Origin of the sequence: Pseudomonas sp. JL2, from assembly GCF_031570495.1 — a bacterium.
Taxonomy (GTDB): domain Bacteria; phylum Pseudomonadota; class Gammaproteobacteria; order Pseudomonadales; family Pseudomonadaceae; genus Aquipseudomonas; species Aquipseudomonas rhizophila.
Genome location: NZ_JAKUDH010000020.1, coordinates 21,974 through 43,067, shown reverse-complemented (window position 1 = coordinate 43,067; position 21,094 = coordinate 21,974). Strand labels below are relative to the sequence as shown.

18 protein-coding genes are annotated in these 21,094 nt (G+C 60.7%); 6 read left to right on the top strand and 12 right to left on the bottom strand.

Features of this window, described 5'->3' with window-relative positions; translation table 11 throughout:
* The first annotated feature begins 355 nt into the window (after positions 1 to 355).
* Together MKS85_RS22005 and MKS85_RS22000 are read left to right on the top strand one after the other, a co-directional pair.
* The gene (locus MKS85_RS22005) at positions 356 to 958 is read left to right on the top strand and encodes a Yip1 family protein (RefSeq protein WP_047228743.1); all 603 of its coding nucleotides are present in this window, start codon (positions 356 to 358) and stop codon (positions 956 to 958) included.
* Positions 959 to 1,132: 174 nt separating this feature from the next.
* Positions 1,133 to 1,627: a SprT family zinc-dependent metalloprotease gene (locus tag MKS85_RS22000; RefSeq protein ID WP_047228744.1), complete on the top strand. Its 495-nt coding sequence runs from the start codon at positions 1,133 to 1,135 to the stop codon at positions 1,625 to 1,627.
* A 120-nt stretch (positions 1,628 to 1,747) separates the two neighbouring features.
* On the opposite strand, the gene MKS85_RS21995 is transcribed toward MKS85_RS22000, so the two are convergent.
* Both MKS85_RS21995 and MKS85_RS21990 read right to left on the bottom strand, forming a co-directional pair.
* Entirely contained in the window at positions 1,748 to 2,929 is a 1,182-nt protein-coding gene (locus MKS85_RS21995; RefSeq protein ID WP_139049362.1) for a CaiB/BaiF CoA-transferase family protein, read from the bottom strand.
* A 169-nt stretch (positions 2,930 to 3,098) separates the two neighbouring features.
* Positions 3,099 to 4,433 carry a dicarboxylate/amino acid:cation symporter gene (locus MKS85_RS21990; RefSeq protein WP_047228746.1) on the bottom strand — a complete coding sequence of 445 codons (1,335 nt, stop codon included), beginning with the start codon at positions 4,431 to 4,433 and terminating at the stop codon, positions 3,099 to 3,101.
* A gap of 333 nt (positions 4,434 to 4,766) precedes the next feature.
* Here MKS85_RS21990 and MKS85_RS21985 point away from each other — a divergent pair, with 333 nt between their 5' ends.
* Entirely contained in the window at positions 4,767 to 5,765 is a 999-nt protein-coding gene (locus MKS85_RS21985; RefSeq protein WP_310663135.1) for an AraC family transcriptional regulator, read from the top strand.
* 154 nt (positions 5,766 to 5,919) lie between these two features.
* Here MKS85_RS21985 and MKS85_RS21980 read toward each other — a convergent pair whose 3' ends face one another.
* From MKS85_RS21980 to MKS85_RS21970, 3 genes are all read right to left on the bottom strand, one after another.
* On the bottom strand, positions 5,920 to 7,266 hold the full coding sequence (locus tag MKS85_RS21980) for an ATP-binding protein (protein WP_188252300.1): 1,347 nt from the start codon (positions 7,264 to 7,266) through the stop codon (positions 5,920 to 5,922).
* The gene (locus MKS85_RS21975; RefSeq protein ID WP_047228749.1) at positions 7,263 to 7,940 is read right to left on the bottom strand and encodes a response regulator; all 678 of its coding nucleotides are present in this window, start codon (positions 7,938 to 7,940) and stop codon (positions 7,263 to 7,265) included. Before MKS85_RS21975 ends, MKS85_RS21980 begins: the two co-directional genes overlap by 4 nt.
* Before the next feature lie 107 nt (positions 7,941 to 8,047).
* Positions 8,048 to 8,647: a hypothetical protein gene (locus MKS85_RS21970; protein WP_107321731.1), complete on the bottom strand. Its 600-nt coding sequence runs from the start codon at positions 8,645 to 8,647 to the stop codon at positions 8,048 to 8,050.
* Between the two features lie 153 nt (positions 8,648 to 8,800).
* Here MKS85_RS21970 and MKS85_RS21965 point away from each other — a divergent pair, with 153 nt between their 5' ends.
* Both MKS85_RS21965 and MKS85_RS21960 read left to right on the top strand, forming a co-directional pair.
* Positions 8,801 to 9,592 carry a dienelactone hydrolase family protein gene (locus MKS85_RS21965; RefSeq protein WP_047228751.1) on the top strand — a complete coding sequence of 264 codons (792 nt, stop codon included), beginning with the start codon at positions 8,801 to 8,803 and terminating at the stop codon, positions 9,590 to 9,592.
* Between the two features lie 126 nt (positions 9,593 to 9,718).
* The gene (locus MKS85_RS21960) at positions 9,719 to 10,444 is read left to right on the top strand and encodes a 4'-phosphopantetheinyl transferase (RefSeq protein ID WP_197685215.1); all 726 of its coding nucleotides are present in this window, start codon (positions 9,719 to 9,721) and stop codon (positions 10,442 to 10,444) included.
* Between the two features lie 113 nt (positions 10,445 to 10,557).
* Here MKS85_RS21960 and MKS85_RS21955 read toward each other — a convergent pair whose 3' ends face one another.
* Positions 10,558 to 12,168: an ATP-binding protein gene (locus MKS85_RS21955; protein ID WP_047228753.1), complete on the bottom strand. Its 1,611-nt coding sequence runs from the start codon at positions 12,166 to 12,168 to the stop codon at positions 10,558 to 10,560.
* Positions 12,165 to 12,887, bottom strand: coding sequence for a response regulator (locus MKS85_RS21950; protein ID WP_047228754.1), 723 nt, complete (start codon positions 12,885 to 12,887; stop codon positions 12,165 to 12,167). Before MKS85_RS21950 ends, MKS85_RS21955 begins: the two co-directional genes overlap by 4 nt.
* Positions 12,888 to 13,682: 795 nt before the next feature.
* Between MKS85_RS21950 and MKS85_RS21945 the strand changes: the two genes are divergently transcribed.
* A complete protein-coding gene (locus MKS85_RS21945; protein ID WP_139049360.1) occupies positions 13,683 to 16,574 on the top strand; it encodes a ribonucleoside-diphosphate reductase subunit alpha in 2,892 nt (963 codons plus the stop codon).
* A gap of 342 nt (positions 16,575 to 16,916) precedes the next feature.
* Here the strand turns inward: MKS85_RS21945 and flgE are convergent, their stop codons facing one another.
* The 5 genes from flgE to cheR all read right to left on the bottom strand — a co-directional run bounded on the left by flgE (position 16,917) and on the right by cheR (position 21,055).
* Positions 16,917 to 18,242 (bottom strand): flagellar hook protein FlgE, encoded by a 1,326-nt coding sequence (gene flgE, locus MKS85_RS21940; RefSeq protein ID WP_139049359.1) that lies wholly within the window; start codon positions 18,240 to 18,242, stop codon positions 16,917 to 16,919.
* A 30-nt stretch (positions 18,243 to 18,272) separates the two neighbouring features.
* Positions 18,273 to 18,995 (bottom strand): flagellar hook assembly protein FlgD, encoded by a 723-nt coding sequence (flgD, locus tag MKS85_RS21935; protein WP_047228757.1) that lies wholly within the window; start codon positions 18,993 to 18,995, stop codon positions 18,273 to 18,275.
* A gap of 15 nt (positions 18,996 to 19,010) precedes the next feature.
* The gene (flgC, locus tag MKS85_RS21930; RefSeq protein ID WP_014339780.1) at positions 19,011 to 19,454 is read right to left on the bottom strand and encodes a flagellar basal body rod protein FlgC; all 444 of its coding nucleotides are present in this window, start codon (positions 19,452 to 19,454) and stop codon (positions 19,011 to 19,013) included.
* A gap of 3 nt (positions 19,455 to 19,457) precedes the next feature.
* Complete coding sequence (flgB, locus tag MKS85_RS21925; RefSeq protein WP_047228758.1) at positions 19,458 to 19,865, bottom strand: flagellar basal body rod protein FlgB; 408 nt, start codon at positions 19,863 to 19,865, stop codon at positions 19,458 to 19,460.
* A 362-nt stretch (positions 19,866 to 20,227) separates the two neighbouring features.
* On the bottom strand, positions 20,228 to 21,055 hold the full coding sequence (gene cheR / locus MKS85_RS21920) for a protein-glutamate O-methyltransferase CheR (protein ID WP_139049357.1): 828 nt from the start codon (positions 21,053 to 21,055) through the stop codon (positions 20,228 to 20,230).
* Positions 21,056 to 21,094 lie beyond the last annotated feature (39 nt).

Genomic DNA, 21,094 nt, shown 5'->3' with positions numbered 1-21,094 from the left:
TTTTACGCAAAAAATCCCGAATATGGCACCGCCCCTGTGGCGAGGGAGCTTGCTCCCGCTGGGTTGCGAAGCAGCCCTCTGGGCTCGTCTGTTGGCGTCTGCTTCGCAGCCGAGCGGGAGCAAGCTCCCTCGCCACAGGAAATCTCTTGGCCATGGGAAGCGCTCACAGATCACGCCGCGATTAGCCTGCTCCTTTACAGCGCGATTTGCTCTAAGCCCCCCATCCCCCTGGCGAGAACTCCTTTCTATACTGCGACATAAGGTCGCACACACTTACAGACCTGTACTTACTCGGCCGTTTGGCCCGTAGGCGCTCCGTTGGGGGGCGATGGCAATAACAAAGGAGTGACTGACTATGATCCATCATGTCGTGGGGCTCTTTACCCACCCTGATCAAGAATGGAAAGAAATCCGTGGCGATCAGGAGGAAAGCATCAGCCACATGTACCTCACCCACACGCTGATCCTGGCGGCCATTCCCGCGGTATCGGCGTTTATCGGCACCACGCAGGTAGGATGGGTCATCGGCAACCGGCCTCCGGTGATGCTCACCCAGGAAAGTGCGCTGTGGATGACCATCATGTCGTACCTCGCCATGTTGGGCGGTGTGGCGGTGATGGGCGCCTTCGTGCACTGGATGGCTCGCACCTATGACGCCAACCCGAGCCTGGCGCGCTGCGTCGCATTCGCCACCTACACCGCGACCCCCTTGTTCATCGGCGGCCTGGCGGCGCTCTATCCGCACATGTGGCTGGGGATGATCGTCGGTACGGCAGCGATCTGCTACACCGTCTACCTGCTGTATGTGGGCCTGCCCACTTTCATGAATATTCCTCAGGACGAGGGTTTTCTGTTTTCCAGTTCGGTGCTTGCCGTGGGTCTGGTGGTGCTGGTGGCTATCATGGCGTTTACGGTGATTGTCTGGGGGCTGGGCGTCGGTCCGGTGTATACCAACTGAAGCGTTCGAACCCGCTCAGGGTTCCCTTCTGAAAACAAAGCAATATCTGCCAATACAGGCCGCCGCAAGGCGGCCTTCCTGTGTTTGGCGCTGGCGAAACGACCACTGGGCGTCTGGGCGATTCGCAACGGCCGGCGCTTGCGGCATACTCAAGCCTCTGGAGACCCGTACAGCATGCTTGAGCAACTCAATACCCGCGTCGAAGAGTGTTACCAACAAGCCGAAACCTTTTTCAAACGTCCTTTCAAACGTCCCGTGGTCAGCTTCAAATTGCGTGGCCAGAAGGCCGGTGTCGCGCACCTGCATGAGAATCTGCTGCGCTTCAATCCACAGTTGTACCGGGAAAACGCCGAAGACTTTCTCAAGCAGACCGTCGCCCACGAGGTTGCGCACCTGATTGCCCATCAGCTATTCGGCGAACGCATTCAGCCTCATGGTGAAGAGTGGCAACTGATCATGCGCGGCGTGTACGAACTGCCGCCCAACCGCTGCCATACCTACGAGATCAAGCGCCGCAGCGTGACCCGCTACATCTACAAATGCCCCTGCGACGGCAGCGACTTCCCCTTCTCGGCCCAGCGTCACAGCCTGGTACGTCAGGGGCGCCGCTATTTGTGCCGCAGTTGCCGCAATACCTTGGTGTTCAGTGGGGAGACGCGGGTGGAGTAGCAGGTTTTTGTTGCGTCTGGGCTGGCCCCATCGCGAGCAGGCTCGCTCCCACAGGGATTCTGTGAGTGCTATAGATCCAGTGTGGGAGCGAGCTTGCTCGCGATGAGGCCCGAAAGAACGCTACAAAACCACCCCGGCATCGCGCAGTTGCGCAATCCGCTCAACACTAAACCCCAACTCCCCCAACACCTGATCCGTGTGCGCTCCCAGCCCCGCGCCAATATGCCGAGGCTCGGGCAAGCCGTGCGAGAACTTCAACGGACAGGCCATCTGCGCCTGGCTCGAACCATCGCCACGAGGCACCTGGGTCACGACGTCCCGGGCCGCCAACTGGGGATGCCTGAGTGTTTCTTCCAGGCTCAGCACCGGTTCGACGCAAGCATCAACCCCCGCAAACAACCGGCACAGCTCAGCGAAATCATGCTTCTGGAATTCAGCCTGCAATTGCTGCTTTAGCTGCCGTTGCTGATCTGGATGGGGCGACAGCCCCTGGGCCGCCAGCTCCGGCCGTCCCAGGGTCTCGCACAACGCCTGCATGAAGACCGGCTCCAGGCTGCCCACCGACATCCAACGGCCATCCCGGGTGCGGTAATAGTCATAGAAGCTGCCACCGTTGAGCATCTGGTTTTCCCACTCAGGTGCCACGCCGCAGGCCAGATAACCGGCACCGGCCAAAGCGTTGAGGCTGAACACACAGTCGGTCATGCTCACGTCCAGATGCTGGCCCTGCCCGGTCTGCTGACGGGCGATCACCGCCGCCAACAGCCCGATCACCCCGTGCAGGGAACCACCGGCGATGTCCGCCGCCTGAATGCCCAGCGGTAATGGCCCGGCGTCGGCACGCCCGGTGTGGCTGGCGAGCCCCGCCAGGGCCAGGTAGTTGATGTCGTGGCCGGCGCGATCCTTGTAGGGCCCGGTCTGGCCGTAGCCGGTGATGGACACGTAGATCAATCGGGGATTGATCGCCTTCAAGGCTTCGTACCCCAGGCCCAGCCGCTCCATCACACCGGGGCGGAACTGTTCCAGCAGGATGTCGTGGTCGCCCAGCAACTGCTTGATCACCTCCAGCGCCGCCGGCTGCTTGAGGTCCAGGGCCAGGCTGCGCTTGTTGCGGTTGAGGTAGGCATGACTGGCCGAGACGCCCTGATCATGGGGCGGCAGTATCCGTAACAGATCCGGGCGGGTCGGCGACTCGATGCGCAACACCTCGGCCCCCATGTCCGCCAGCAACAACGAGGCGAACGGGCCGGGCAGCAGGGTCGAGAAGTCCAGAACCTTGAGCGATGCCAGTGGGCCTTGCATGGGCGATCTCCGCGTGATGATGCCCTCAAGACTAGGCAGGGGTTGGCGGTGGAGCAATTACCGCAGGTGTCAGTCTGGCTGACCATTGCGCTCAGCAACAGCATCCTCGACTGAAAAATCCCTCCAATAAAAAAACCCGCCGAAGCGGGTTTTTTATTGCAGCGAAAAGTTACTTCACAGCAGCAGGGGTTGGGCCTTCGGCCACGCCCAGGTCGTCTTCTTCACGGGTGTCGGAGATGCCGCGACCGCCGGAAGCCAGTTCGCTCTGCAACTGGTCTACGTCCAGTTCCTTGACCCACTTGGCAACCACGATGGTGGCCACAGCATTGCCCACCAGGTTGGTCAGGGCGCGGGCTTCGGACATGAAGCGGTCGATACCCAGAATCAGCGCCAGGCCGGCTACCGGCAGATGACCCACAGCCGACAGGGTGGCCGCCAGCACGATGAAGCCGCTACCGGTCACGCCGGCAGCACCTTTGGACGACAGCAGCAGCACCAGCAGCAGGGTGATCTGGTGAGTCAGGTCCATCGGCGTGTCGGTGGCCTGGGCGATGAACACCGCAGCCATGGTCAGGTAGATCGAAGTGCCGTCGAGGTTGAACGAGTAGCCGGTCGGGATCACCAGACCCACTACGGATTTCTGTGCGCCCAGACGCTCCATCTTGATCAGCATGCGTGGCAGGGCCGATTCCGACGAGGAAGTGCCCAGCACGATCAGCAGTTCTTCACGGATGTAACGGATCAGCTTGACGACACTGAAGCCGTGGGCCCGGCAGATGGCGCCCAGCACCACCAGGACGAACACCACACAGGTGATGTAGAAGCAGATCATCAACTGGCCCAATTGCACCAGCGAACCGACACCGTAGGCGCCGATGGTGAACGCCATGGCACCGAACGCACCGACCGGCGCCAGTTTCATGATCATGTTGATGATGTTGAACATCACGTGGGCGAAGCGATCGATGAAGTCCAGCACCGGCTTGCCGTAGGCACCCAGGCGATGCAGGGCGAAACCGAAGATCACCGAGAACATCAGCACTTGCAGGATATCGCCATTGGCGAACGCGCCGACGATGGTGTTCGGGATCACGTTGAGGATGAAGGCCACGATGCTCTGGTCTTTACCAGCCGAGATGTAACCGGCGATCTTGCTGGTGTCCAGGGTCGTCACATCGATGTGCATGCCGGCGCCCGGTTGCACGACGTTGACCACGACCAGACCGATCAACAGGGCGATCGTGGAGACGATTTCGAAGTACAGCAGCGCGTAGCCACCGGTCTTGCCCACCGACTTCATGTTCTGCATGCCGGCAATACCGCTGACAACGGTACAGAAGATGATGGGGGCGATGACCATTTTGATCAGTTTGATGAATCCGTCACCCAGCGGTTTGAGGGCAACGCCGGTCTGCGGATAGAAGTGGCCGAGCAAAATGCCGATGGCAATGGCTACGATCACCTGGAAATACAGGGATTTGTACAGTGGCTGACGAGTCGTCATGGCAAACCTTCCTCAAGCGTCCCGTGTGACAACATCCACCTGTCGTCCACGAAACCTCAATTGCGAACCCTCCTGCACTGGAGGGATTTGTTTTGGCGGCTGCACGGCGGCAGACCTGCGGATGCCTATCGCAAGGCCCATGCCATTTTCCGGAAAATGCCTACAACCCCTGAGCTACAAGGGCTACACGCGGGTAAACAGACCTGAACAGCCAGACGCAGATGGCGGATTCCCGCCCACAAGGCCGTTCTCGCTCCGGGATTTGGCGGATATCCGCCTTGTCGAGCGCAAGGCCCCTGCTACCATCGGCAGCTCAATAAACGGATTCCTGCCATGCGCCAACGCACCATCGCCAGCCACTTCGCCCGCGCCGCCCTGGGTGGTGCGCGCCGGCAAGGTTTCGATTACGTTCCCTTGTTGCAACAGCTGGGCATCAGCCCCGAGCTGTTGGACGAGCCGCGAGCACGCATAGCACCAGCGCAGTTCGCCAGCCTGTTGCAGGCCCTGCGGCTGGCACTGGGGGACGAGTATCTGGGATTTGGTCTGGCCCCCAGTAAACCCGGGACGTTTGCCATGATGTGTCACGCGTTGATCCACTGCCGGACCCTGGGCAAGGCACTTCAGCGCGGGTTGTTGTTCTACAGCCTCTTCCCCGCCGCCCCGAGCCTGACGCTTGAGGCCGAAGGGGAACGGGTGCGTTTGAACCTGGATGAAACGACACTGCGCGACCCCGACCATTTCCTGGCCGAAAGCCTGCTGGTGATCTGGCATCGCCTCGGCAGTTGGCTGATCGGCCAGCGGATCGGTCTGGAACAGGCGACATTCAGCTATGCCAAGCCCGCCCATGGGGCTGAGTACGATCTGTTGTTCCCCTGCCCGCTGGTGTTCCAGGCGCAACGTTGCAGCCTGTTGTTCCACAGTCGCTACCTGGATATGCCGTTGCTGCAGGACGAACGAACCCTCAAGCACTTTCTTGAACACTCTCCCGCCGACCTGCTGTCACGCCCTGACGATGGCAACAGCCTGAGCAGCCAGCTACGCCGCCTGCTCAGCCGCGACGCCGCACGCTGGCCGGATCTGGACACCGTCGCCGCCCATCTGCACATCAGTCCGCAGACGTTGCGCCGGCATCTGCGGGAGGAAGGCACCAGCTTCCAGGAACTCAAGGATCAGCTGCGGCGGGATATCGCCATCTACCATCTGGGACGCGCGGACCTGTCGTTGCAGCAGATTGCCGAACAGCTGGGATTCTCTGAACCGTCGGCGTTTCACCGGGCATTCAAGAAATGGACGGGGGTGACGCCGGGGGCTTATCGGGAGCAGGAGAGTTGATGGAGGGGCTGCAGATTTTCAGTGGACACACAACCCGCGCGCCCCTCAGATCAAAATGTGGGAGCTTGGCTTGCCCGCGATGGCGCCCTTGAGACCGCCATCGCGGGCAAGTCATGCTCCCACAGGTCTGATCCCAGCAGGTATCCGTTAGCAGTCAAAGCACCGGAAAATGAATCCGAAATGCCGCCCCGCCCAACTCTGAATCCCCCAGGGTCAACCGGGCGCCGTAGCTTTCGATGATGTCTTTGACCACCGCCAGCCCAATGCCCTGCCCCGGATGCTGGCGATCCAGCCGCTCACCACGCTGCAGAATCCGCGCGCGTTGATCCGGCGGCACACCTGGCCCGTCATCCTCGACACACAATTCAATACCGCCGAGGGTCTGATGCACGCTGATGCGCACCTCGCCCAGGCACAGCCGATAGGCGTTTTCCAACAGATTGCCGAGCATTTCCAGCAAGGCGCCCTGCTCGATCGGCACATGGCACTGCTCCGGCAGATCGAAGCTGACGTGGACGCGCTTGTCGCGATAGACCTTGTCCAGCGTATCGCACAGGCTTTGCAGCACCGGGCGCAAGCGCACCTGATGGCGCACCAGGCCACTTTTGCGCAGGCTGGCGCGCTGCAACTGATAGCCGATCTGCTGGCTCATGCGCTCGATCTGGCTTTGCAGCACCCAGGCCTGTCCACGATCATCGGCGCGCCGGGCCATGTCTTCACTCACGCCTTGCAGCACCGCCAGCGGGGTTTTCAGGCTATGAGCCAAATCATCGAGGGAGTCACGATAGCGGCTGCGCTGCTCCCGCTCGCCATGCAACAGGCGGTTGAGGGAACCGGTCAAGCGCAGCAGCTCCCGAGGGTGCTCGGTGCTGAGACTTTCCCGGCTGCCGCTTTCGATTTCGTCCAGTTCCTGGCTCAGGCGCCTCAACGCGCGAAGTCCCCAGCTCAGGCCAATCCACAACAGGGCCAACAACACTGCCAGCGCAGCACCGAAGCCCAGGTAGAGATTTTCCCGCAGGCCGTCGAGCGTCACTTCGTAATCGCGCACCGGTTGCAGGGTGACGAAACTGAACGCCGCACTCTGGCCACCGAGCAGTTTGACTTCGACGTCGTAGACGAAAAACTCCTGGCCGTTGTCTTCGCGGATACGCGCGAACTGATTGCCCTGGCCGTCGTAGCGCGGCGTGTAATTGATGTTCTCTTCCCGAGTGGCCTTGGACCGCCACACCAAGCGCCCGTCGCGATCATAGATGTAGCCCAGCAGACGGGCATCGGCGAGGTTAAAGCGCTCATCGGGCAATTGCGCCGGCATCTTCAAGCGGTTGTTTTCCACACGGGCAGCGGAAATGAGCGTGGTCACGTCCGACGCCAGGCGTTGTTCGATGGACTCCTGCAGGGCCAGGCTGAACGCGCCTTGCATGGCCGGCAGCAGTGCCAGCATGAACAACACCGCCAGGGTCATGGCGGCCAGCATCAACCGCAACCGTAGCGAACGAATCACTGGCAACGCTCGTTGAACAGGTAACCCAGGCCACGCACGGTTTCGATCGGTTTGAAGCCGGCCGGGGCTTCCAGTTTGCGCCGCAGACGCCCCACCAGCACTTCGATGACATTGGGGTCACGCTCGTCGTCATCCGGGTAAAGCTGCTCCATCAAGCGGTCCTTGGCGACCACCTGCTGATGATGGCGCATCAGGTATTCAAGGATGCGGTATTCATAGGCCGTCAGCGCCAACGCTTCCTCACCCAGGGACGCTTGCTTGCGATTGAGGTCCAATAGCAACGGACCGGCCACGATGGTCGACTGGGTGAAACCACTGGAACGGCGCAACAACGCGTTCAGGCGGGCCTCCAGCTCTTCGAACTGAAACGGCTTGACCACGTAGTCATCGGCACCGGCGGCCAGACCTTCGACCTTGTCCTGCCAGTTGCCGCGGGCAGTAAGGATCAGGATCGGGAAGGTCTTGTCCTGGGAGCGCAACCGGCGGATCAGCTCCAGCCCGCTGATGCCCGGCAAGCCCAGGTCGATCACCGCCAGGTCGTGATTGAATTGCGCGACCTGATACAAGGCCTCCTCGGCATTGGCCACGGCCTGCACCACATGGCCGCTGTCGGTCAGACGGGTCTGCAGGTGATGGCGCAGCAAGGCTTCGTCTTCGACGACCAGTAATTTCATGGGGCTCTCCCAGGCAAATCGAACAGTCCAGTCATGCACATCGGTTTACGAGAAGCGGCGCCGGATCGTCTTGGGCCGATCCGGCTGACCACGCTCACCTTCCAGCCTTAGAACGTGTAGTTGGCCGAAAGATAAGTCTGGGCACTGCTGGTCAGGTCCAGCGATCCCACCTTGCCACCTGCGTGGGGGCTCATCTCGGTGCTGGCGTTGCTGCGCAGGTAACGGTAACCCAGTTCCAGCGAGGTGTTTTGTGAAACCTTCTGCAGGATGCCGGCCTGCAAGCCCACCGCGTAGCCGATATCGCTGTCACGGCTATAGCCGGGGGAGTCCTGGGTCAGTTTGGTCAGGCCCGCCGTACCGCCGCCGAACAGCTTGGTGCTGCCGGTGACCGGATAGAACATATCGTAACTGCCCAGCAGGTTTTCCTGGCGCAATTTAATGCCATTGTGAGTGCCCGAAACGTTGTCGTACGTGGCGTAGTAGCGACCCTGGTCGTTTTGCCGGCCCAGTCGGACGCCATAGGTGGTGTCCTTGCCGATGATACCGTCGGCGTTCGGGTGATTGAGGTTAGCGTTCAGCGCGTCGGACTTCTTGACCTTGTCGCTGGTCTGGCCGAGGGTCAGGCTGGCGAAGTTGTCATCGGCGTGGGCCATGGCGCTGGCGCCCAGCACCGTGAAAGCCAACAGCAGAGTTTTCATGTGAGTCATGTTCAAGCTCCTGTGCAACGTGGGTGGTTTGTGAAGTCACAGCCACGTTAACCAACCGTCCCTGAATGGCCCTTGAACGTTCTCTGAACCTGCGCTGAATGAATCGGCTAAAGTGTTCTGTCTCACCCCCTGCACTTATCAAGGAGATCCGTCATGCACAGGTTGCTTGCTGTTGTACTTCTGGCCTTTAGCGCTGCGAGCCACGCCGCCATCCAGACCCAGGAGATCCCCTACACCAGTGCCGACGGCACCAAACTGATGGGTTACTACGCTTACGACGACGCGGTCAAAGGCCCGCGCCCGGGCGTGGTGGTGGTACATGAATGGTGGGGGCTGAACGATTATTCCAAGCGCCGCGCCCGTGACCTCGCGGGCCTGGGCTACAGCGCGCTGGCCATCGACATGTACGGCGACGGCAAGAACACCGAGCACCCCAAGGACGCCATGGCGTTCATGCAGGCGGCTCTCAAGGACGGCAAGGCGGCCAGTGCGCGGTTCCAGGCCGGCCTCGACCTGCTGAAGAAACAACCCCATACCGACCCGGACAAAATCGCCGCCATCGGTTACTGCTTCGGCGGCAAAGTGGTGCTGGATGCGGCGCGCCAGGGTGTTCCACTGGCCGGCGTGGTGAGTTTCCACGGCGCCCTGGTCACCAATACCCCGGCAACACCGGGCAGCGTCAAGGCCAAGGTCCTGGTCGAACATGGCGCGCTGGACAGCATGGTCACCCCGGACAACGTCACCGCGTTCAAGAGCGAAATGGACAAGGCCGGTGCCGACTACACCTTCGTCAACCTTGAAGGCGCCAAGCACGGCTTCAGCAACCCCGACGCCGACCGCCTGGGTCACGGCGAACATGGCGGGCCGGATATTGGCTACAACAAACAAGCCGATGAAAAGTCCTGGGCGGACATGCAGAAGTTCTTCAAGAAGATTTTTGGCTGAACCCCATCCTTCAGCTGAAACAACCCCTGTGGCGAGGGAGCAAGCTCCCTCGCCACAAAGCTTCACCCGCTCACAATCTTTATGCCCCACTACCCAGCCTCAAGCCAACCCGGCAAAATGCCGGGCATGAACGCTCTCCCCGCCCTGCCCGCCTGCTGCACGCCCCTGGACGATCAATGGCTGTTGCCTCAAGTCCTGCCCGATACCCTGCTGCTGAGCACCCGCTTCGATCCGTTGTTGCTAAGCGCTGATGATTTTCCGAACAGTGCCATCGAGCCGCCCGCGAGCATCCAGCGTTCGGTGGCCAAGCGTCAGGCGGAATTTCTTGCCGGGCGGATCTGCGCCCGAGCGGCCCTTCATCAGTTGGACGGCCAGACGTGCGTGCCGGCCATCGGTGACGACCGCGCCCCGGTATGGCCGGCCCATGTCAGTGGCTCGATCACCCACAGCACCGGCCGGGCCGCGGCCATCGTCGCCAGAAAACAACACTGGCAAGGGCTGGGCATGGACCTGGAAAACCTGCTCGATCCCGAGCGCGCCGAGCGCCTGGCCGGTGAAATCCTCACCCCGCCAGAACTGCTGCGCATGGCCGCGACCGCGCAAGATGACCGAGCATTGCTGGTGACCCTGACCTTTTCCGTGAAGGAAAGCCTGTTCAAGGCGCTGTACCCGATCGTCAGGCAGCGCTTTTATTTCGAACATGCCCAAGTGCTGGAATGGACCCACAGCGGACAGGTTCGGCTGCAGTTGCTCACCGACCTGTCGGCCGAGTGGCGTCATGGCAGTGAACTGTCGGCGCAGTTTGGTGTGAAGGATGGGCAGTTGTTGAGTCTGGTGGGGATCAAGGCCTGAGATTTGTCGCGTTTTTCAGGCCCTTATCGCGAGCAGGCTCGCTCCCACAGGAGACTGCATTTCAATGTGGGAGCGAGCCTGCTCGCGATAAAGCCCGCACAGGCGCCACACCTTCAAGACCTGTCCTGATGCCGCGGCCAGCTCAAGCTGAAGCAGGCCCCACCCAGACTCTTGCTCTTGCCGATCAACGCCCGGCCATCGTGCCAGTGGATGATCCGCCGCACGATCGACAACCCCAACCCATGACCACCTGAAGCACGGGCACGGCTGTCGTCCAGGCGCAGGAAGGGCTTGAAGATCCGCTCCCACGCCGCCTCCGGCACGCCGGGCCCGTCGTCCTCGACGTCCACCCGACAACGCAACTGACCCACCTGGTAACTGACCGTCACCCGGGAGCTGGCGTGACGCATCGCATTGCTCACCAGGTTCTGCAGGGCCCGATGCAAGAAGCGCGGCTCGGCCTCGACCCAGGCGCCATCGCAATCAGCGGCAGACAGGCACAGGCCGCGCTCGACCGTAATCCCGGCCCGAAGCGGTCCCAACTCTTCAATGACCTGATTGACCAGCGCATCCAGATCCACGCGCTGGAAGTTCAGGGCCGGCGATCCCTGCTCCAGTCGCGCATAGGTCAGCATCTCGTCCACCAGCCGATCCAGGTCTTCGATGTCGTGATCCATGCCCGCCAGGTATTTGTCCCGGGCCTGGGGCGTGGTAGCGCTGCCGATCATCTCCAGGCCAAAACGCAGGCGCGCCACCGGGGTGCGCAACTCATGGGACACTGCACGCACCAGCTCCCGCTGAATCGCCAACAACTGCTGCAAGTGTTCGGCCATGCCGTTGAACGCGGCGGCCAATCGCCCTACCGAGTCAGCACCGCGAGCCGGCACCCGGGTTTCCAGGCTGCCCTGGGCGATCTGGGTGGCGGCCGATTCCAGACCACGCAGGCGCCGCTCCAACTGGCGCACCAACAGGTAAACGATCAGCCCGATCAGGCTCAACCCCAGCGCCGCGATCAGCACCAGCCACTCAGGCGGATAAGGGTTCATCTGGTACAACGGGCCGATTTCCAGCACCCACGGCGTACCGACCATGCCGGCGAACACCCGGATCGAGTCACCGCCCTTGCCCAGCGCCATGACCGTGTCGCCCTCGGCCACGCGCCGACGCTGGTCTTCGTCCATGTCCGCCTGCGTAATGGGCATCAGCCGCAGGTCAAACCCGAAGCCTTTTTCCTGCTTGAGTTGCGCCAGGCGTTCAGGCTGCTCGGCCACCGGGTAACGCACCAACTCATCGGCCAGCAGGTAGATAGTTGCCCGGGCCAGTTGCTCGCTGATCTGACGGACCTCCCCGACCAGCATCAGTTTTTCAGCGTCGCTGACCAGCCGATAAACTTTCGCCGCATGGGGCCCGGTCTGCTCCACCAGGGCCTGGCCGCGCATGACACGGGTGCGCTGGCCGAGATCCAGATCGGTCTGGGCGTAAGTCTGCAACGCCAGGGGAATGCCCAGCAGGCGTTCCCACACCGCCAGGGCCCGGCGTCGCTCGGTGTCGTTCATGGGCCGCAGATTATCGGCCATCAAGGAAAACGTGCCGTGGGCCAGACGCTCGCGGTACTGCTCACTGCGAGTCTGGTTGAGCAAATGCAGGGCCAGCACGCCGAGCACCGCCACCAGCACCAGGGCCGCGCACATGCCGCCGTAAATGCGCAGGAAGATCGAGTTCACGACGTCGGGTCTACGCAAGCTTCAGGAACGAACAGATAACCCTTGCTGCGGATGGTCTTGATCAGCCGTGGATGGTCCGGGTCGTCGCCGATCTTGGGACGGATGCGCGAGATGCGCACGTCGATGGAGCGGTCCTGGCCGTCATAACCGATGCCACGCAGGGCGGTGAAGATCTCTTCCCGGGACAGGATGCGCCCGGCGTTGGACACCAGCAGCCACAACAGATCGAACTCGGCACTGGTCAGCTCAATGCCGTGGTCTTGCAGCCAGGCTTCGCGCAAGGCGTTGTCCACTACCAGCGGGCCGAATTGCAAGCGCCGTGGCTTTTGCGACGTGGCCGGTTCCGGTTCGCTGCGTCGCAACAGGGCCTGGACGCGGGCCAAGAGCAAGCGTGGCCGCACCGGCTTGCAGACGTAATCGTCGGCGCCCAGGTCCAGGCCCTGGATCTGATCGGTGTCGTCGGTGCGGGCGGTGAGCATCAGGATCGGCCCGTCGTAATGCTCGCGTACCTTGCGGCAGATGCTCAGGCCGTCCTCGCCGGGCAGCATCAGGTCGAGGATCACCAGGTCCGGCTGCTCGGCAATGATCCGCGCCGCCGCCACCGCACCGTTGCCTTCAATGGCCACGCGCAGGCCGTTGCTTTCCAGGTACTCGCGAGTCAGCTCGGCCAGCCGCTGGTCATCCTCGACGATCAATACCTGCCAGGCTTCTTGTTCCACGGGGGGGCCTCGTCTTGTTGTGTATATAGAAGAAAGGATAGGCACCTGACTTGTGGCGAGGGAGCTTGCTCCCTCGCCACAAGACGTCCGCTCCAAATATAGAATCCAGATCCTCCCGTCTTTTTGTCATGTTAAAGGAGGATAAGCATGCCCATGCACGGGCCGATTGTATAAACGCCGGCCCTGCATAAAACAAGCGGACAAATGCGTTCGGTCGCGCGGGACTTGTGTGGTAACGTCCGCGCCCGCAAAAACCATCGGGCTGTTTTCGGATCGTTAAAACGATGAAAAAAGGTCCACTCCAGCAAGGTCGCGGCCTACAGAGCTGTTCCACGTTTCGCACACAAATTACGCACAGGCTTATCCACAGGTAGCACGTTGCATTCATCCCCCAAAACGCATTATCTTGTAGCCCGTCGCGTAAAAAACCCTACATGTAGGGTTTTCGACCAAAAACCAAACACAAGTCGGACAGATAATTCAAGCGCTTTTCTTGCCTTTGTCCGACTGAAACACCGCATTCCCCCAAGACCAGACCGCCCCCTGCGGATGGCCATCGTTTCAAGGTCAAAACGACCGGAACGGTACGGGTGTTGCAGTCCATTGCAGGCACCTCTGCAATCCGGTTTCGAGCCCAGGCTCGAAGCCCAGAACTTCGGAAGGAAGCGGTATTCAGGCCTGCTTCCTACTGTCCCGAAGTTGTTATACCCGGCGCCAGTCGGTTGTAGTGCTTCAGGACGGAACGGTGGGCACCGTGATGGTGCCCAAACAAACATAGAGAATGTGGAGACACCCATGCACACCGACACAACTCGCGAGAACCCGCAGGGCACCGCGCCGCTGGCCGCTGATTCGAACTCGGATCTGGCCGCTACCGCGCCTGGCCAACTGCGTGTGATCAAGCGTAACGGCACTGTCGTTCCTTACACCGATGACAAGATCACCGTCGCCATCACCAAAGCGTTTCTCGCAGTTGAGGGCGGCACCGCCGCCGCTTCGTCGCGCATCCACGACACCGTGGCCCGCCTGACCGAGCAAGTCACCGCAACCTTCAAGCGTCGCATGCCGTCGGGTGGCACCATCCACATCGAAGAAATCCAGGATCAGGTCGAACTGGCCCTGATGCGTGCCGGCGAGCAGAAAGTGGCGCGTGACTATGTGATCTATCGTGATTCGCGCGCCAAGGAACGCGCCATCCGCACCCCGGCCGACGCCCCGGTACTGGCTCACCCTTCGATCCGCATCGCACGCGCCGACGGCAGCCTCGCGCCGCTGGACATGGGTCGCCTGAACACCATCGTCACCGAAGCCTGCGAAGGCCTGGAAGAAGTCGACGGCGACCTGATCCAGCGCGAAACCCTGAAAAACCTCTATGACGGCGTCGCACTCAAGGATGTCAACACTGCACTGGTGATGACCGCGCGGACCCTGGTGGAACGCGAGCCGAACTACTCCTTCGTGACCGCCCGCCTGCTGATGGACACCCTGCGTGCCGAAGGCCTGAGCTTCCTGGAAGTCGCCGAGAGCGCGACCCACCACGAGATGGTCGACCTGTACGCCAAGGCCTTGCCGGCCTACGTCGCCAAGGGTATCGAATTCGAATTGCTGAACCCGGTACTGGCCGAGTTCGACCTGGAAAAGCTCGGCAAGGCGATCAACCACGAGCGCGACCAGCAGTTCACTTACCTGGGCTTGCAAACCCTGTACGACCGTTACTTCATCCACAAGGACGGTATCCGTTTCGAACTGCCGCAGATTTTCTTCATGCGCGTGGCCATGGGCCTGGCGATCGAAGAGAAGCAGCGTGAAGACCGTGCCATCGAGTTCTACAACCTGTTGTCGTCCTTCGACTACATGGCCTCGACCCCGACGCTGTTCAACGCCGGCACCCTGCGTCCACAACTGTCGAGCTGCTACCTGACCACCGTACCGGACGACCTGTCGGGCATCTACGGCGCCATCCACGACAACGCCATGCTGTCCAAATTTGCCGGCGGCCTGGGCAACGACTGGACTCCGGTTCGCGCATTGGGCTCGTACATCAAGGGCACCAACGGCAAATCCCAGGGCGTCGTGCCGTTCCTCAAAGTGGTCAACGACACCGCGGTCGCGGTCAACCAGGGCGGCAAGCGCAAGGGCGCGGTGTGTGCCTACCTGGAAACCTGGCACATGGACATCGAAGAGTTCATCGAGCTGCGCAAGAACACCGGTGATGACCGTCGTCGTACCCACGACATGAACACCGCCAACTGGATCCCTGACCTGTTCATGAAGCGCGTCTTCGACGACGGCAAGTGGACCCTGTTCTCGCCATCCGAAGTTCCAGACCTGCATGACCTGACCGGCAAGGCTTTCGAAGAGCGCTACGAGTACTACGAAGCCCTGACCGAGTACAACAAGATCAAGCTGTTCAAAGTCGTCCAGGCCAAAGACCTGTGGCGCAAGATGCTGTCGATGCTGTTCGAAACCGGCCACCCATGGCTGACCTTCAAGGACCCGTGCAACCTGCGCAGCCCGCAGCAGCACGTGGGCGTGGTCCACAGCTCGAACCTGTGCACCGAGATCACCTTGAACACCAACAAGGACGAGATCGCCGTCTGCAACCTGGGCTCGATCAACCTGCCGAACCACATCGTCGATGGCAAGCTGGACACCGCCAAGCTGCAACGCACCGTGAACACCGCCGTGCGCATGCTCGACAACGTGATCGACATCAATTACTACTCGGTGCCGCAGGCGAAGAACTCCAACTTCAAGCACCGTCCGGTCGGCCTGGGCATCATGGGCTTCCAGGACGCCTTGTACCTGCAGCACATCCCGTACGGTTCGGACGCTGCGGTCGAGTTCGCCGACAAGTCCATGGAAGCGGTCAGCTACTACGCGATCCAGGCTTCCTGCGACCTGGCCGACGAGCGCGGCTCGTACGAGACGTTCCAGGGTTCGCTGTGGTCCAAGGGCGTGCTGCCACTGGACTCGCAACAGATCCTGATCGAGCAGCGTGGCCAGAAGTACATCGACGTTGACCTGAACGAATCCCTGGACTGGGCACCGGTTCGCGCCCGTGTACAGAAAGGCATCCGTAACTCCAACATCATGGCCATCGCACCGACCGCCACCATCGCCAACATCACCGGCGTGTCGCAGTCGATCGAACCGACCTACCAGAACCTGTATGTGAAATCGAACCTGTCGGGCGAATTCACCGTGATCAACCCGTACCTGGTTCGCGACCTCAAGGCCCGCGGCCTGTGGGACTCGGTCATGATCAACGACCTGAAGTACTACGATGGTTCGGTGCAGCAGATCGAGCGCATCCCGCAAGAGCTCAAAGAGCTCTACGCCACCGCGTTCGAAGTGGACACCAAGTGGATCGTCGACGCGGCCAGCCGTCGCCAGAAGTGGATCGACCAGGCTCAGTCGCTGAACCTGTACATCGCTGGCGCCTCGGGCAAGAAGCTGGACGTGACCTACCGCATGGCTTGGTACCGTGGCCTGAAAACCACCTACTACCTCCGTGCCCTGGCCGCCACCAGCACCGAGAAGTCGACCATCAACACCGGCAAGCTGAACGCTGTTTCCAGCGGCGGCAACCACGGTGACGATTCGGTCCTGGCCGCTCCAGCCGGCCCGGCCCCCGTGCCAAAGGCCTGCGCCATCGATGAGCCGGATTGCGAAGCTTGCCAATAAGCTGAGTAGGTGGGCGCTGCAAGGCGCTTGCTAAAGAAGCCCCCGATAGACCGCTGGTTTATCGGGGGTTTTCTTTTGCCTTGAGAAAAGTAGCGACTGGGCGCGCCCCATCGCGAGCAGGCTCGCTCCCACATATGTTCCGGTTCGTTCGCAAGATTTGCGCTCACTGAAAATCCCTGTGGGAGCGGCTTTGGTTCAGCCAGTGACCACATTGGAATGCGTCCACCTGTGGGAGCGAGCCTGCTCGCGATGAGGCCGGGACAGCCCCCCCGAAAACACCCACCCACAAAAAAGCCCCTCTTGCGAGGGGCTTCTTGTGCAGCGTTCAAGCGACCTTCGATATCAAGCCATCTGAATGATGGTCTGCATGATGGTGCTCTGGGTGGAGATGGTCTTGGCGTTCGCCTGGTAGTTGCTCTGGGCCTTGATCAGCTCGACCAGTTCGTTGGTCAGGTTGACGTTGGACTCTTCCAGGGAGTTGGAGACGATCGAACCCAGGGTGCCGGTTTCCGGGGCATCGTAGCCCGGGATGCCCGACGCGAAGGTTTCTTTCCAGCTGCTGCCGCCTACCGGCTGCAAACCTTGCTCGTTGGTGAAGCTGGCGAGGGCGAGCTGACCGATCGGCTTGGTCTGGTTGTTGCTGAAGTTGGCCAGCAGTACACCACTACCATCGATGGTCAGGTTGGTGATCTGGCCGGTGGCGTAGCCGTTCTGGGCAGGGATTGACCGAGCGGTGTCAGCGTTGAATTGGGTGGTGTTGGCCATGGAGACCGTAATCGTCGACGAACCGGCACCGTTGGCGGTCCACACGCCGTTGGTCACGGTACCCGGCACCCAACCGTCCAGTTCCAAATCGTTACTGATGGTCGGCGCGGTCGGCGGAACTGTGACCGGTCCTGGAGTACTGACCTGAACCAACTTACCACTCGAATCAAAGGTCATCGTCGAAGGAACGGGAGCGTTCGGCGCAACCGGCGCACTGCCATTGAGGTTACGGCCATCGATCAGGGTGTAGACATCCCACGTGTTGGCGCCAGTCTTGACCATGTACTGGTCCATCGAGTGCTGGTTGCCCTGGGTATCGTAGACAGGTGTGGTGAATTGCTTGGTGAACGTGGCGGTATCGGTTGGATCGAATACGTAGGGAGCCGCCTGGGAAATCGGCGTCGCCGTCGAATTCAGGTTAATCGTCGACGAAACCAGGCTGGTCGCTTGCGGCGGCAGGTTGGAAGTGTCGATACGCAGGTCGGTCAGAATACCGTTGAGGATGTTGCCATTGGCATCCACGCCATAGCCCTGCAAACGCGCAGTGCCATCGCTGTTGGTGATGAAACCTTCCTTGTCGGTCTTGAACGTACCGGCACGGGTGTAGCTCAGGGAACCGTCGTTGCTCAGGACAAAGAAGCCCGAACCCTGGATGCCCATGTCCAGCACGTTGCCGGTGTTGTTGACGTCACCCTGGCTGAACTGCTGGGAGACGTTGGCCAGGCGCACGCCGTTACCGACGGTCTTGGTGCCGCTGCCCAGCCTGGTGGCCGAGTAGACGTCTTCGAATTCCGCACGGGACGATTTGAAACCGGTGGTCGCCACGTTGGCGATGTTGTTGCCGGTCACGTCCAGGTGCTTGTTGGCTGCATAGAGACCGCTAAGGCCGATGTTGAAAGACATGTTGCACTCCTTTTGCCGGTTTAGTCGGCTCTACATACCAATAGTTTGTACTTTGGACAGGGCGATGCTGCCCAGCCCGGCCAGGTTGAGCATCAGCTCACCGCCCGTCTGGCTGATCGTCACGCTGCTGACGGTCGCCGGCAGGTTGGTGATCAGCGACACGGGCTTGTCGTCGATAGTGGTCGAAGCGGTGAAGGTGTAAGTACCCGACTCAAGGGTGGTGCCCGCATCGTTCTTGCCATCCCATATGAAGGCCGAATTACCGGCATTCTGGCTACCCAGCTCGATCGTACGAACGGTCTTGCCGTCCTTGTCCGCGATCTTGATCGCGAGCGAGGACACCGAGGCTGGTACCACCACCGTGCCGTTGAGGCTCTTGGAGGTATCGACCACAGCCTTGTTACCCGGGGCTATGACCGAACGGCCCACCAGTGACGAGGCTTGCAGGGCCTGGGACGAGTTGTAGTTGCCGGCAATACCGCTCACGGTTTCGTTGAGTGTGGTGATGCCTTCCAGGCTGCTGAATTGCGCCAACTGGGCAACGAACTCGCCGTTATCCTGCGGCTCCAGCGGGTTCTGGTTTTTCAGCTGGGTGACCAGCAATTGCAGGAACGCATCCTTGCCCAGTTCCTTGGAACCGGTAGCCGCATTCGTCGCCGAGGCCAGGCCATCGGTGGTGGTGTTGGTCTTGACCGAGGAGTTGGCCAGAATCTCGTTGAGGCTCAAACCACTGGTGGTGTTGGTGACGCTCATGTGACTCGCCCCTTATCACTGACCGAGGGTCAGGACCTTCTGCATCATGGTTTTGGCGGTGTTCATCATTTCGACGTTGGTCTGGAACGAACGACTGGCGGAAATCATGTCGGCCATTTCTTCAACGACGTTCACGTTCGGGTAATAGACGTAGCCCTTGGCGTCGGCGGCCGGGTGGTTCGGCTCGTAGCGTGCGTCGAGGTTGCTCTGGTCTTCGACCACGCCGAGCACCTGCACACCCTGCCCTGCGGCGTCCTGCTCCTGGAACAGCGAGTCGCTGCCGCCGGATTGGCCGCCCTGGAACATGGTGGCGAACACCGGGTGACGGGCACGGTAGGTCTGGTCGATGCTCGACGACACGGTCTCGGCGTTGGCGATGTTACTGGCGACGGTGTTCAGACGTGTGGTCTGGGCACTCATGGCGCTGCCGGCAATGTTGAATACGCTCGCAATCGACATGACTTACTCTCCGCGCAGGGCCGATACCAGCCCTTTGAATTTGCTATTGAGCAGGGTGAAGCTGGCCTGGAAGTTCACGGAGTTTTCCGTGTAGTTGGACTGTTCCAGTTGAGCGTCCACGGTGTTCTGGTCGATCGAAGGCTGCATCGGCGTGCGGTACATCAGCGACTCATCGGCATTGCCCAGGCCTTCGGCTTCGATGTGACGGCTGTTGGTCATGTTCAGGGCGAAGTGGCCGTTCTTGGCTTTCTCGTTCTGCTCGGCGAGCACTTTGGAGAAGTCCAGGTCCCGAGCCTTGAAGTTCGGGGTGTCGGCGTTGGCGATGTTGTTGGCCAGGACTTCGGCACGCTGGGCTCGGAAGCTCAGGGCCTTTTCGTGGATGCCGAGCGCTTTATCGAAACTGATGCTCATGTTGGAAACCTTCGGGTGACCAGAATTTACGTACGATGGACATAGCAAGCGTCGTGCCACTTTCAAAAAGCCCATAAACCGGGGCTTTTGCGGGCATCGGCAAAGCGGCAATGCCAGAAAAGCGGCAATCGGTTTCCGCTGGCTGCCGCTTTTCTGCCGCTTCCACCCAGGCAATGGGGATCAAATGTGGGAGCGAGCTTGCTCGCGATAGCGGTGTGTCAGTCAACATTGATGGCGTCTGCAATACCGCTATCGCGAGCAAGCTCGCTCCCACAGGAGGCTGTGGTGCATTGGAAAAAACCGGCAGGCAAAAAAAAACGGGAGCCTTTGCGGACTCCCGTTTTTTTTGACAACCCAAGCAATCACTTCGCCTGATAGATGATCCCTGGACTGCACTGCACCATCTGGTAGTGGTCCGGCAAACCGTTCAATGCCTCGGAGGCGCCGAGGAACAGGTAGCCGCCCGGTTTGAGCGTGCTGTGGATGCGCAGCAGGATGTCTTTTTTCACTTCGGCAGAGAAGTAGATCAGCACGTTGCGGCAGAACACGATGTCGAACTTGCCCAGACTGGCGTAGCTGTCCAGCAGGTTGAACGAGCGGAATTCCACGCGGTTCTTGATCGGCGCCTTGACCACCCATTTACCCGGCCCTTTGGGGTCGAAGTAGCGTTGCAGGCGATCAGGCGACAGGCCGCGGCCGATGGCCAGGCTGTCGTATTCGCCGGTCTTGCAGTTGTTGAGCATCGTTCCGGACAAATCGGTGGCGACGATTTGCACGCCCATTTTCAGCTGGCCGATATTGGTCCGCTCGAACTCATCGATGGACATCGACAGCGAATAGGGTTCCTGTCCCGACGAACAGGCCGCCGACCAGATCCGCAAGCGTTGCCCCGGACTGGCCTTGATGGCCGCCGGCAGCACCCTGTTCTTCAACACCTCGAACGGATAGGTGTCGCGAAACCACAGGGTTTCGTTGGTGGTCATGGCATCCACCACCATCTCGCGCAACCCACTGCGCGGCTGGGTCTGGATGCGCTGGACCAGTTCGCCCAACGATTTCAGGCCCTGTTGCTCCATCAACTTATTGAGACGGCTCGACACCAGGTATTGCTTGTTTTCACCAAGCAAAATGCCACAGGCTTTTTCCAGGAAGACCCGGAACTGTTCGAAATCCAAATTACCCGTAGACAAAATACCGCCTCTTTCATCGTATTGACTTGCCGGGCGCAC